The sequence below is a fragment of the Flavobacterium sp. genome, from assembly GCF_027490375.1.
Classification (GTDB): domain Bacteria; phylum Bacteroidota; class Bacteroidia; order Flavobacteriales; family Flavobacteriaceae; genus Flavobacterium.
On the sequence record NZ_JAIXYH010000070.1, the window covers coordinates 32,229 to 45,827 of the forward strand.

General features: G+C 37.1%; 8 protein-coding genes. 4 read left to right on the forward strand and 4 right to left on the reverse strand.

Annotated features, from left to right (window positions below):
* Nucleotides 1-97 precede the first annotated feature (97 nt).
* Entirely contained in the window at nucleotides 98-2,536 is a 2,439-nt protein-coding gene (locus Q0064_RS09560; protein WP_298147720.1) for a DUF4114 domain-containing protein, read from the forward strand.
* Nucleotides 2,537-2,568: 32 nt separating this feature from the next.
* On the opposite strand, the gene Q0064_RS09565 is transcribed toward Q0064_RS09560, so the two are convergent.
* Complete coding sequence (locus Q0064_RS09565; protein WP_298147722.1) at nucleotides 2,569-4,653, reverse strand: tetratricopeptide repeat protein; 2,085 nt, start codon at nucleotides 4,651-4,653, stop codon at nucleotides 2,569-2,571.
* Between the two features lie 158 nt (nucleotides 4,654-4,811).
* On the opposite strand from Q0064_RS09565, the gene Q0064_RS09570 reads away from it, so the two are divergent.
* The 3 genes from Q0064_RS09570 (at nucleotide 4,812) to Q0064_RS09580 (ending at nucleotide 7,684) form a co-directional block, all read left to right on the forward strand.
* Nucleotides 4,812-5,114, forward strand: a complete 303-nt coding sequence (locus tag Q0064_RS09570; RefSeq protein WP_298147725.1) for an STAS domain-containing protein — start codon at nucleotides 4,812-4,814, stop codon at nucleotides 5,112-5,114.
* A 42-nt stretch (nucleotides 5,115-5,156) separates the two neighbouring features.
* Complete coding sequence (locus Q0064_RS09575) at nucleotides 5,157-6,389, forward strand: sugar isomerase (protein ID WP_298147728.1); 1,233 nt, start codon at nucleotides 5,157-5,159, stop codon at nucleotides 6,387-6,389.
* Between the two features lie 92 nt (nucleotides 6,390-6,481).
* Nucleotides 6,482-7,684, forward strand: coding sequence for a glycosyltransferase (locus Q0064_RS09580; RefSeq protein ID WP_298147731.1), 1,203 nt, complete (start codon nucleotides 6,482-6,484; stop codon nucleotides 7,682-7,684).
* Here the strand turns inward: Q0064_RS09580 and Q0064_RS09585 are convergent.
* The 3 genes from Q0064_RS09585 to Q0064_RS09595 are packed head-to-tail and all read right to left on the reverse strand — an operon-like array spanning nucleotide 7,664 to nucleotide 13,525.
* Nucleotides 7,664-9,217, reverse strand: coding sequence for a cellulase family glycosylhydrolase (locus Q0064_RS09585; RefSeq protein ID WP_298147734.1), 1,554 nt, complete (start codon nucleotides 9,215-9,217; stop codon nucleotides 7,664-7,666). The genes Q0064_RS09580 and Q0064_RS09585 overlap by 21 nt on opposite strands.
* Entirely contained in the window at nucleotides 9,201-10,409 is a 1,209-nt protein-coding gene (locus tag Q0064_RS09590; RefSeq protein WP_298147736.1) for a hypothetical protein, read from the reverse strand. The genes Q0064_RS09585 and Q0064_RS09590 overlap by 17 nt, the downstream gene beginning before the upstream one ends.
* 26 nt (nucleotides 10,410-10,435) lie before the next feature.
* The gene (locus tag Q0064_RS09595; RefSeq protein ID WP_298147739.1) at nucleotides 10,436-13,525 is read right to left on the reverse strand and encodes a hypothetical protein; all 3,090 of its coding nucleotides are present in this window, start codon (nucleotides 13,523-13,525) and stop codon (nucleotides 10,436-10,438) included.
* Nucleotides 13,526-13,599 lie beyond the last annotated feature (74 nt).

A 13,599-nucleotide genomic window follows, 5' to 3' on the forward strand; every position in this document is an offset into this window, starting at 1 on the left:
TTTCACATTTCGTCTACACTTCTGAATACTGTAAACTAAAAATCAAAAGCAGGACAACTTGCCGAATTAGTTTTGTGTCACATTTAAATTTTTAATTATGACACGTTTACTAATATCTGTTTTGGTGTTAGCTACTTCACTCGCATCGGCACAAAGCTTTCAGTATCTTGGGAGTTTTACCGCCGACGGTACACCGCTTTATTTTGCACAAAGTGATGTTATAAGTGCATCAACAATGACACTAATTAATAACTCACTACCCGAGAATTATCCGGTGCCCACCTACAATCCGCAGTACATATCGTCGGGATATGATACAGACGTAATTCTAGACAGCATGGCCGATGTTTGGGTGACATTTGTAAGTGAAGGTGCAGGCTACAGAAACGTACTGGGCTTTTATACGTACGATATAAACAACCCACCAACAACTCCACCTACGGCAAGTCAGATCACCATCGTTTTTCCAAATGTATCTGCCGCTGGTAGTGGCGGTTCTTTAGTGGCAGGACACAAAGTAAAAATAGGAACATTCCCTGCAGGGACGGGCATTGGCTGGGTGTTGTTAGCGAATGGCTGGAACGGATCTTCTGTAACAAACGGCTTGTGGCGCTTGTTTTCTAACCCAGATTTTAACCCGGAATCAGATCCAAACCTACGACAGCACAACGTTTTGTTGAATGACGTTGAAAATCAAAGAATTATTTTAGGTTTTGAAGATATTCGCAGAGATTTCGGTAGTTGCGATAACGATTTTAACGATGCCGTTTTCTACGTTACTGCCAATCCTTACGTAGCAATGAGGCTAAATAATACCGCAGATATCACATCAGCAACCGACGTTTCCTCTGCAAACAATGGTGGTTTAGAAAGTACCGGAGATTTAGCTACCTTAATTGCAAAGCGAAATTTCAGTAGAGTGAAAACGAACAGCTACGCCGATACCAAAGATAAACAGAGCGTTTTTGCTCCAGACAACACACTTCAATTCCGCAGTAATTCTTCTATAAATCTCGCTGCTTTACTTCCGCAAACTGGTATGTTCGGAAACGAGTCTACGTATGTATCAAGTCCAACAGATTTGATTGGAATTACCAATGCGTTGCAAGTCTACTCGGTTGACTACTATCAAAGTACTACAAGAGTTGCGGCCGTTTTAGCTACACAAACGTCAAACGGAATCTACGGTCATTCGAAAGCAATTTGCGATCGCTTAAACAATTCAAGTCTAGAAGATGTGAGAACTCTTATGCTAAACGGCTATGAAATTGTGATGATTAAGATCAGAAGAGCTAACGGCGCTTTAGAATACGGTTTGAACTTTTCGGTACAGCAACTTACCGAGGAGAATAAACTGCACAGCTATTGGAATATCGGACAATATCCGAGTGGCAATTACTGTAATTTTCAGGTTTGGGGTTCATCTATGGGGCAAGTTTGTAGTATAACAAATTATATTTTAAGTCAATTTCAAAATGAAGCACCTTTAACAGAAGATTTTTTAACAAATAGAATACCAACTGTGTTTGTGAAAAACGGCTTTTATAAAAATGGTGCATTAAAGCTCAATCTAATCAATAAAACAGCAGCTACAAGCGTAACCTTTTTAGGTAATAAGAAGGAAACAGAGCTTGCATCACTTGAAACTGTTGCGCAAAATATCCCGCTTACGGGTAGCTACGAGCAAGAAATAACCATAAATACAGGCGGATTGTTTGATATCGGTTTTACGATCCAAGGCAATAATGCGACGCAATTTGATGCGCTTTACTTGGCCGATGGTCCGTGGGGTTTAGACTACATCGAGTCGGAAACTACTGTTACCCAATTCGAAATCACTAACGATAACACGCCAGTTGAAGCAGATGAATATAAAATTGAACGAAATGCCACAGTAACAGGCTCGGTTTATGGAACTGTAAATTTGTTTAGAAATATTTTGCCGGGCGAACTTACTTTTGATACTTCGGGCTACAGTTCGATTCGCTTTACGATAAAGAACACCTTGCCTGTTGAAGTTGTTTTAGTTACGCAAGGCTTAAGCAATTGGAACAACAGATTGCGCATTTCACTTCCCGCACACGAAACCGAAACCGAAATAACAATTCCACTAACGGATTTTGTTAACACATTTGGCGAAGCTTACAATCAAGAAAATGTAAAAGACATAGTATTTTCTACTTCTGGAAATTATAACAGCTACCAACCTTTTAGTATCAGCGTGTCAAATGTAACTTTTGGAAATGCATCCACTTTAGCAATAACACCAAACGAACCTCTATCCTTCAATCCATTATATAATTATCCAAATCCCTGTCACAACTCAACAACTTTAGTTTTACCTACGCAATCTAATTTTGTGTTTATCAGAATAATAGATCAAATGGGTAGAGTTGTTGATTATGGAAAGAAAGAGGTTGATCAACTCAACTATGAAGTTTCCATCAATACGGAAAACTTAACCTATGGAATTTACTTTCTAGAAGTTACCACAGATGAAAACAAAAAGTTGTTTACCAAACTTCTTAAAAACTAAATCGTCTTAGTTTTTAGAATCTAAAAAGGCTGTCAATCGACAGCCTTTGTTGTTTCATCATTCTTTTGCGTTTTAAAAATAGGAACGCTAAATAGGTTCCATTTCAAGCGTACCCCCATTTCAGTAAAAGTAAAACCGGCTACAGAGGCCGATGCGATATTACTTCTTCCTCCATACAAATTGGCAAGCAATCGATCTGAAAATTTATAACCAAATCGCAATTGAAAACGATACGTTGATTGCTTATCGTTTGATTCAATAAATTGATATCCGAAAGCCGCGTTGATGTTGTAAAAAAGTTGTTTAGACTGGATCGCTTTTTCGTCCTTTAAGAAATCTACAAAAACTTCGTAGGCATTAAAACGCGCCGGGCTGAAGTAAAAAGTAGGAAGTTGATCTTTAAAAGTAATATACTGGTAATTTAAACCCGCTTTTAAACCCGACTTAGGAAGTATCGAATAATACAACGATGTGAATAGTAAATTTCTGGTGTTGTTATCTGTTTGAGATGTGTAAAAGTACTGCGTAAACCAGCCGAGATTAAAGTTAGTTCCAACATTGTAGTTCAAATAGTAATTGTTGGTTGCTACTTGTCGATCAATCAATTCGGTATTAAAATTTTGCAATTCGCGGCGATACCCAACTTCCAAATCCTGCAATTTATAGGGTTTAACTTTGAAATATGCGTTAAATAATGCTTCGGTATAGCTGCTGCTGTTGGTACTTGCCGAGGTAATTCCGGCATCAAAGTAAAAACTTGCTTTAGGATGAAATTTATAACCAAAACCGAGCAACACATCATTAGATTTGGCGTTTAAATCGACAACTTTATTCCCAGTTTTACGATACTGGTAGTTTCCGTTGATTGACCATTTTTGTGAAACAGGCACCGACACTAAGGTTCTTGACGTATATGCGGTATTGTTTCCATTATCGAAAGAATAACTAAATCGCTCCTCTATAAAGGGCGTATGCTCTTCGTGCAACTTCTTTAAAAAGTTGGTGGCGTCGTTTTGCTTTTCGAAAATAGTTAGTGTTTTATAAGCAGCAGCATATGCTTTTTCGGTTTCGCCATTAGCAAAATAGGCATTAGCAATTCCTAAATTTCCGTCGAACGACTTTGAATCCGCATCTAAAATAAGCTGATAATACTTTATGCTGTCTTTGAACTCGCTGATGTAAATTGCTAAAGTGGCTGATAGCGCTAAAACCCAATTTTCGTTTCCATATCGAGCAGTTAATTGTTTTATTTCCAAATCAGCTTCACGATATTTCTTATTCCAAATTAAGGCTTGAACGTGGCGCTCTTGCGTCTGTTTTACCAATCGTTCTCCCGTCGTTGTTGTTAATGCCGCAATGGCTTGATTTGATAGTTTTAATGATGCTTTATCTTTTCCGTCGATGTGTTCAACTAATGCGAGGCCATTTAGAGCAATGAGCGGGTTTTCTTTTCCCAGCAAATTATACACCGCTTTACCTTTTTCGATGTTCTTTGTAATCAGATACAAATTAGCTTTATTGAGTAAGGTTTCTTGATCGTTAGGGAAATCGCATAGAATTTCATCGTAAAATGCCTCTGCTCCCTGGTAATCTTTCTCTTTTACTTTTTCATTTGCATACCCTAATTTAATGTACTTCCTAGAAACTTTAGCTCCATTATTTTCGGGCGCTAAAGCAATAGCTTTCGTAATGTATTCTAAGGCTTTGCTATACGATTGAAGATTAGATAAGGTATTTGCATAACCTAAATTAGCGACAAAATTATCCGGATTTTCCAAAATCAACTTTCCGTAAAACACTTCCGCATCTTCAAACCGTTTATTCCAAAGTAAAGCTTCGGCGTAATTCAGTTTAATTTCCAAATCGTTAGGGAACTCTTGATTTAAGATAGTGAAAAGTTCTAGTCCCTTTTCGGGTTTCCCACTAAGACCTACGGCTCTAGCATAACACAATCGGGCCGTTTTGTTTTGTGGATAGCTTTTAAGTACAGCATCGAAAAAGGTTTCAGCTTGTTTAAAATCGCCACGTTCTAGCAGCGAAAAGCCTTCCTCCATATTCTGTGAATAGCTGCTAAAGAATATGAAAAATAATAAGGTAATTCTGCAGAAGTGGTTCATTCGTCGAAAGTTAATGGATAACGTGTGCAAATTAGGGATAAAGGCACATATTTCATCTACAGTAAACGGGCATTCGTCGAAATCTACGCGCCAAAAAGAGAAAGCCGAAGCATCTTCGCAGCGTCAAAACAAAAAATAAACTACAACAAGTAAAAATTATGGCTTTACAAATAACTAACAACTCAGGAGTTTTTGAAATTATCGGCGATCTAAATTCTCAAAATGTGATTTCGCTTTACGATCATTTCGATAAATTATTAGATCGATCTAAAATTGTAACCTTATCACTCAACAATCTTTCAGATATCGATAAAACGGCTATTTCAGCAATAGCTTCACTATACAAAAAAGCAATGTCGCACAACAAAGTTCTTTTTATCATTGGGCAAGAGAATTCAAAAATCAGCGAACAATTCCAGACAGAAAGACTAAGTTACATTCTTCAAAGAGATGTATTGTAACTTATTGCAGGAAAACATTTTAGAAACACCAAACCTTAAAAAATGCATCTAAAACGTCTAAGTGCTCAGCAGTTTTTTATGGGCAGCATGCTGGTTGTCAATATTGGGAATTACACATACAATTTAATTCTCGGAAGACTATTAACTCCGGCGGCTTTTGCAGATGCAGCAATTTTAATTACGCTGTTGTTGGTACTTTCTTTTTTAGGAATGACATTTCAAATCGTGACTTCCAAGTACGCCGTTTTATATCATTCAGTGAAATTAAATACGGTTTTGAAGCTTTTGAGTAGAGCAGCTTTATTGGCCGGATTTGCTATTGGTTTGTTGATAGCCGTATTTGCGAAAACCTTACAACAATTGTTAAAGACAGAAACACACGAAATGTTTTTAATTTTTGGGCTAAGTGTTCCGTTGTACTTCCTTATTAGTGTAAACAGAGGGCTTTTTCAGGGAAAACACCAATTAAATGCAATGTCTGTTACCTATCAAAACGAAATGATTGTAAGATTGTTCGTTACTATTTTCCTAATTGCATTAGTTTCAATAATTCCCAGTTCTATAACTATTGCACTAGGAATTTTGCTTTCGTGCATTGTTGGATTATTCCCGTTCCAAAAACGAATACTAAAAAGTAACAAAGTTTTTTCGACATCTGAGATCAGTTCCCGTGAGATTGCTATCTTTTTTTCACTCACAGCTTTCTACGAACTCACGCAAATTATCATAAATAACAGTGATATCCTTTTGGTAAAGCACTTTTTTTCAAACGATCAGGCAGGCGTATATGCGTCACTCGCTCTTATCGGAAGAGTCGTCTATTTTGTGACGTGGATGTTTGTGATGTTATTGTTGCCAGAAGTTATCGAAAAGCATAAAAACGAAGAAGATACTGCGCCTACTTTACTTAGGTATGTCGGATATGTTGTTATGTTGGCTGCGGTAATTACTTCGGTATGCTTCCTCTTCCCCGACTTTGTTGTTTTACTATTGTTTGGTAAAAGCTACTTGAGTATCGCTCCACTATTGTGGAAATATGCTTTGGCTACATCGATTTTTGCCGTTGCAAATATTTTTGCATATTACTTCTTATCCACTGGTAAATTTCTTCCGGTTATCATCTCTGCCCTTCTTGGCTTAACGCAAATCATTCTAATCGTTTTATTTCACAATTCGTTAGAGCAGGTAGTCGAAATGCAAATTATCTCAATGCTTGTTCTACTTTTCTTTCAGCTACTATTTTACTTCGTCAATAGAAGGAAAAGGTTCGTCTAAGGCAAACGCCCATTCATCGAAATAAATAACGTAAAGATTCTATTTAATAGAATTTTGAACTGCAATTAAAATAAAATATAAAAGGTACGATCATGAAAATAGCAATTGTTACGGCTTTCCCTCCCAGCAAAGTAACCTTAAATGAATACGGCTATCATCTAGTAAAAAACTTCGTCCAGAAAGAAGAAGTAACTGAATTGGTTTTGGTTACAGATTACACTGCGGAACCCAAACAGCTGGATTTTAAGAACAGCCACAAAGTTTCGGTTAACGAATGCTGGAAATTCAACAATTACACCAATCTGTTCACTATTGTGTCGGCAATTATAAAGGAAAAACCCGATGCGGTATTGTTCAATTTACAATTTGTAAAATTTGGTGATAAAAAAATACCCGCTGCACTAGGTTTACTCATTCCTATGATTTTAAAGATGTTTGGCTGCACTTCCGTGGTATTGTTGCACAATATTTTAGAACAAGTAGATTTAACAAATGCAGGTTTTACATCGAACAAAATAGCTAAGAAAATTTACAATTTCATCGGAACACAGCTTACCAATTGTCTTTTGAAAGCCGATGCAGTAGCCGTAACAATAACTGCTTACGTATCTATTTTGAAGGCAAAATATAATGCGCAAAATGTAACTTTAATTCCGCACGGCAGCTTCGAATCGCCGCAGTCGGTAAATTTTGATTTACCCGAAGGCCCTAAAAAAGTTCTAGCTTTTGGGAAGTTTGGAACCTACAAGAAGGTTGAAATTCTAATTGATGCCGTGGAGCTTATTCGGCAAAAAAATAAAGAACCTCTTGAAGTGGTAATCGCTGGAACAGATAGTCCGAATACACCTGGTTATTTGCAATCGGTAAAAGACAAATATGCTCATGTTGAAGGTCTGACTTTTACAGGGTATGTGGAAGAAAATGATGTAGAACAAATTTTTAAAGAAAGTACGATAGTGGCCTTCCCCTATACTTCCACTACAGGTAGTTCTGGTGTTTTACATCAAGCGGGGAGCTACGGAAAAGCCGTCGTGATGCCTGATTTAGGCGACTTGGCACTGCTCGTAAAGGAAGAAGGCTATCAGGGAGAATTTTTCAATCCGAACTGTACTTCTTCGTTAGCCGTTGCCATTCAAACGATTCTTGAGGACGATAACTACAGAAAGCGAATCGCTCAAACCAATTTCAATGCCGCATGTTCGTTATCCATGGACAAAATTGTGGAAATGTACTTGAATAAGTTTGAAGAATTGCAATCAAAAAAGAATCCTCAATTAATCGTTGGAAATATATAAAAACGACGGCTTTTTTGCTCCCTTTTCATCGATGAAGCCAAACTTTTTCTGACGATTCTTCTGCCACGGCCATTTACCCGCAACCTGATCGGGAACATGCGGAAAATCATAGAGCGTCCACGACATAAATGCAAGATTATTCTTTTTGAATAAGGCTTGCATTTTTTTATGATATTCGGCTTGATCTTCCTCATCTTCGCCAAACCACCGCCAAAAACCTCTGTAAGAAGGAATTCCAAACTCTTGAACTACCAACGGCTTTTTGGTTGCTCTCTGTAAATTGTTGTACTCGTATTCAAAGTCGGCTATCGAATGGTAATAATGAAAAGAAACAAAATCGACCTTGTCTTCAAGATTCTTTGCTTCAGTTGAATTAGACCAGCCAATTGTAATCAAATGATTAGGATCGTGTTCTCGCACAACTGTTATCATTTGCTTGACCCAGTTTAAAACGTTGTTTTTATCGCGACTTTCAAAATCAAGATTCGGTTCATTTTTAATGTCCCAGGCTGCAATGGCTTTATGATTTTTAAATTCAGAAACTAGCTTTTCAGCGTGCCTACCGGTTAAAGTCCAACTTTCCAAAGTATAATCGCTGTAAAAGTCAAACAGCGTCACTACAACTTTTAATCCTTTGGCATGTGCGAGATCTAGTAGAATTCTTAGTTTCTCGATCTTTTCAGGTTTGAGGTTTGCCTTTCCAAAATCGTCATATTGAATAAAAATTCTAATCGAGTTTAGCTTTGCAGATTTTATAATATCAAAATCTCTAGCAATAGTATCTTTATTAAAGGCGTCGCCAAAAGTGTCCCATGCAGAATTTTTTGGATAGTAGTTTATTCCTTTGAACGTAAATTCAGAATTTTTAAATAGTATCTTATTTCCCGATACGCTAAATTCAGGATTCTTTTTAACCGTATCGGTTGCAACGGGAATAGCCGACATTTTTTCAATATGCCTAACGCGCCAAAAACCGTCTTCTAAAAGCATCATTATCTTATAGGTAGCCGTATCTTGAACTTCGGTAATCAATTTTTCATTTTTAAAAATGCGCTGAAATTCAATTACATTTTTATCTGTAAACACTACTTGTTGCCCATCTTCACTGTAAAACTCTAATTTGGGATGATGCTTTAAAGAAGTGCTTTCAATGGAAACATGATTTCTTAAATTGTAGTCAATCGACTTAAATAGATTAACCCGTGCATTTTGTGTGTAAAAATCTTCAATTCCTTGCTTATCGTTACTTTTCAGCGATTTATTCTTGACGTACCAAGAAAATAAATAATCTTTCTCAATTTTCTTCAAAGTTGTAGGCTCCATTTTACGCCCAATATTTTTCAATTCATCCCAAGTAACCGCAGGTAAATACGTGTCTACTGTTTCTCTCTCCAAATGAAGCATCGAACTTCGATCGGCACCAGTATTGAGATAATTCAAAATATTACTCAGACCTAATAATAACAGCACATTTAGCACAATAAATGAGCTTACCAATAAAATCCGAATCATGCTTCTATTGTTGATGGTCATTACGTAAAATTGGAGTTTTCTTGGAAATACCAAGCGTTTTTATTTCTAATTGAAAATTGCCTGCTGCAAGGATGTCGTCCGAAATCTCAAAAAATGCTATTCCCTTTGAGGTTTCTTTTTCCAAAGTAGCTACGATCTTATTCTTTTGCAAAACGTTTAAGACCACAGTAATTCCATCGGGAACCAACTGATTCATAAAACTTTTGATCGGGCCAACCCGGAGCGTTCGATTATTGTGACTTAAAGCATAATCAAACGAAGCGGCTACCGGTTTGTAATTTATTGTTATTGAGTTACTTTCAGCAATTCCCATAACGTAGGCCTTAACTTGATAGCTGTCTTGGTGATCTGGATGTAAAATTTGCGCGCTTGCAATTCCGTTAATCGTAGCTCCAAATGTCTTCAACAACATATTTTCTTTAGTTCGAATGATGAAATACACTAAGGTACCATCGCTAACAACATTTCCAAACTGATCGCGAATTATAGAAGTTGAAAAACGGGTAAGTTGGTTTCCATCTGCAAATTCATGATTTCTGGAATAATTGATAGAAAAGTCTGTCGCAATATTCGGATAAACTTCGGTTTCAATTTCTTTAGACACAGTATTTTCACATTCAGTTGAAACTAAAATCTTGCCGGCTTTATCTGGCGAATATATGTTATACCAAGCAATAAAGTTGTTGGTCCGCAAATCCAAAGTACTAATGTTTTGAAGAAACTGATATTTCAATTTCACGGTAGTATTCGATTCTTTTGGGTTGTCGAAACCGTCTGTTGGCACAACCACCATCATCGAGAACTCTCTTCCTCCTGCCATAATTTTTCGAGGACCGAAATAATTTTCTAGAACTGTTTTAGTTTTTGGATTCGGAAGTATTTGTAATGTACCCGATGCTATCGACTCGTGTTCCAGAATCAAAAACCAAGAGACCTTTCCCGTTTTTTCACAATAGTTCTCCGGTAGTTCAAATACGTAATTACCTCGATCTACGCTCGCTTCTAATAGTGTTTTTCCGTAGGAATGAATGATGAAAAGCTGCGGTTTTTCGCTGTTTGACTTTGCTGTAAATTCTAATTTTATCGGAGTTCCGGCTGTAAATTCTGTCGCCTTTGTTACTAAAACCAAAGATTCAATTCGCGCAACCTCTTTTCCAATAGCTAATGCTAAAAGAAATAGTGTGAAAATCAAAAAGAGTATGTTTCGTTTTCGATTAATCATCGTGGATTGCCGATGTAATTGTTGATTTCAATTTTCACATAATCAAAGCCTGCTCCTTTTACGCGCTGCAGCTGCTGCTCATTTTGGATTTGTTTTCTGTTTGGAACCACCGCTTTAGAAATTTCAGCATTGTTAAGGCCGTTAACGAAACAATTCTCCAACGATGATTTTATTGTTTTGCAAGACAACAAATTCAACAACTTATAATCAAAACTCTTTTTACGCTGTACGCGAATACCTTCGCGCATAAAGTAATGATCAACATAAATGAGTTCTTTATTTGAGTTGTAATATGATATCAGCAATTGCGGTATCGTGCTTTCTTGAATGCCGTAATTAAAAAGTGTTCCGCGTAGTAGTCCTTTTTCTATATGCATATCTGATAGCGCAACTTCGGTGTACAAATCAGTGGTAGCAACATTTCCCGCGCATTGAATGTCAAAAGTTAGCGGCTGGTCGGTAATTTCAGAAGGAGAAAATTCATTGGGATTAAAAGTTTTAGGTTTCAAGTCTGTATTTTTCACCCAAGCTACATCTTCAAAATCTACCTTAAAACTGCTGATTTCCATCGGTAAGAGTTTGTGTTTAATTTCGTATTTAGCATTGAAAGATGCCAATCTCTTGTCTTTTTTACCGTACAAAGTAGCTTTTAAAACCACATCGGCAGGAACGTTATCCACATTTTGGACTTCACCGATAATTACGTACTTATCGTTATGTCTAATTAATTTAGCCGATAAAATTTCGAGAACCGGCTGTTTTAAAACATCGTCGTGATAGGTTTGCTGCGTAGTTAATATTCTTCGGCCGTGCTTGAAAAAGGCTGATTTATTGTTCGAAATAAATTGATCGGGCGGAATATCCGCATCTACTTTACTTGGTAAGATAAACCACTTTCCCGCTTCTTTCACCAAATCGTGTGTGTAGTTTTTCTCGATAATTTCCAGCGGTGTAACCCATCTAGTTTTCGCAATAACTTTCGCTGTATTCTCAGTTTGAAAGAGCTCCTCGATAGCTACGGCATCTAATTTACCGTAAGAATTTAAGACACCATCTTGAACCGCCGTTTCTAGTAAAAATTGGGGTAAGGATTTTTTTGCTTTAGGATATAAATAAGAATGCGCCCGCTCAAATTCTTTAAAATCAAGCGCGTCGTAATACGATTTTACCACATTGGCAGCTGTTAATTGTGGTGTATTATTTAGGTAAAACTGATAGGTGCAATAGAAAACAACTAGCAAAATCAAACCGCCCCACAGCTGCAAAAGCTGGAGCAATTTAGGAGGGAAAAGTACATAGTTGCTTTTGAATTTTAGAAAATCGGAAGGCAAAACGGGTTTGATTTTTAGAGCTTGAATAAAAATCATTTGAATATTCAAGATAAAAGCCACTACAATTGTGAGCATGGGAATGATTCCCCACATTAGTTTTTGATATAAAGGAACTTCCTCAAAAGGAAGAATTTTTGGCAACGGTGAAACATTCAACTTCTCCCATACCATAATCCCATTTTCAAGCTGTGTTAATCGATGCCAACCACAGAAGTACAAAATGGGGTCATAGAATTTATCGTTGGAAAAAACATATTTGAGATTGTATTTTTCGGGAACTGTTAAAAATTGCTGTAACGAACCTATTCCTTCTAAACCGCGAAACTTTGAATTTTCTAAACGCTCGACAGCACGAGAGGTGAGTTCGGGAAGTCGCCTTGCAGAATGATAATTACCATCAACTGTTAAAGCTCGAGTCTGATAGGAAAGCGTTGCCATTTGATCTCCAAAGCCAAGTGGCAGATAACGCCATTGATCGTGCTGGTCTTGATTCAGAAAATTGACGATCGGAAGTGTATTAATTTTTTGTGGCTGAAACGGCCTAAAAAAACCTAAAGTAATGGTAAAAATAGCCATAAAGAGAAAGGCTCCCGCAAAGAACATCGAAATAACTTTGTAATAAACAGAGCCAAATTTCTCCTGTATCCGAGTTCGTAAATCGGCCTCCACTAAGCGGTACACGAATTCGCCGAATATGGGTAAACTCATTAAAGCAGCCCAAAGCGTAAACCGATCGAGAGTTAAAATATTAAAGGCATTAGAACCTAGTATTTTAAGAGGAATTGGCGTTGTGCCACCTGTTCCCAATAAAGTTAGTAATGAGATAGATAATCCGAAAAACAAATAGCGCTTACTGAAATACCGATAAAATATGTACGGAAGTATAAACAATAAAATTCCCCAGGGAATGAGGAAAAACATCAAACCAGACGACGCAACTTCAAGAAAATTATCTCTACTTCCGTGTGGAATAGGAACCTGCGTTATCGGATTCTTTTTAGAATTAATCCAATACGGAAGTATGCAAAAAAGGATTAAAAAAACAGCTGTTACACCAAATGCAACAATTCGCTTCCATAAAGACAATAAAGAGTTTAGAAATAACTTTAAATTGATTTCTGCGTAAGCATGTACCTTTTCTCTAGCCACATCCATTACTGTCATTCCAATTAACGGAAAAATGAAGAAAATCATCCCAAACAAAGGGGTAACATGATGTGAGCAAACCGTTACGGCGATCAACGAGGTAGCAGTGAAAAAATACTTTTTAGTTCCTGTTTTTATCCACAAATAAATTTCGGGTAGTGCGTGCATTAATACAGAAATACCAATGATACTCGGCAACTGACCGAAAATGTGGAGTGTTTCTATAAAAGATGAGGAAAAAACAGCCACTAAAGCAGCGTATCCGGCTACATCGCGATTTCCAGTAATAACTAACGAAAAACGAAAAACACCCGTAATAAAGAGAATTACAGCAAGGATAGCGACTGTTATCAAGCCAAATTTTAGGCCTCCCAAAAGCGACAGCAAACCGATGCATTGGTGAACCAGCGGCGGATAACCCATTACCGTAAAACCGGTATACCAACTATAATTCCAAGGTTCAAACCAACTTTGAGCGTAGTGATTGCCAAAAAACATATGGATCAAGGCATCGTACGAATTTTCGAGTGTGAAAAAAATGACACTAGAGTGAAATACTACGCCAATTATTAATGCAATCAGTAAGTATTTATTTGATTTTTCTCGCACAAAGAGTCTGGTGTTTAATAGATACGGTAAAGATACTGATATTGAAAAGAAAATAGAATAAAACGCAACTACAC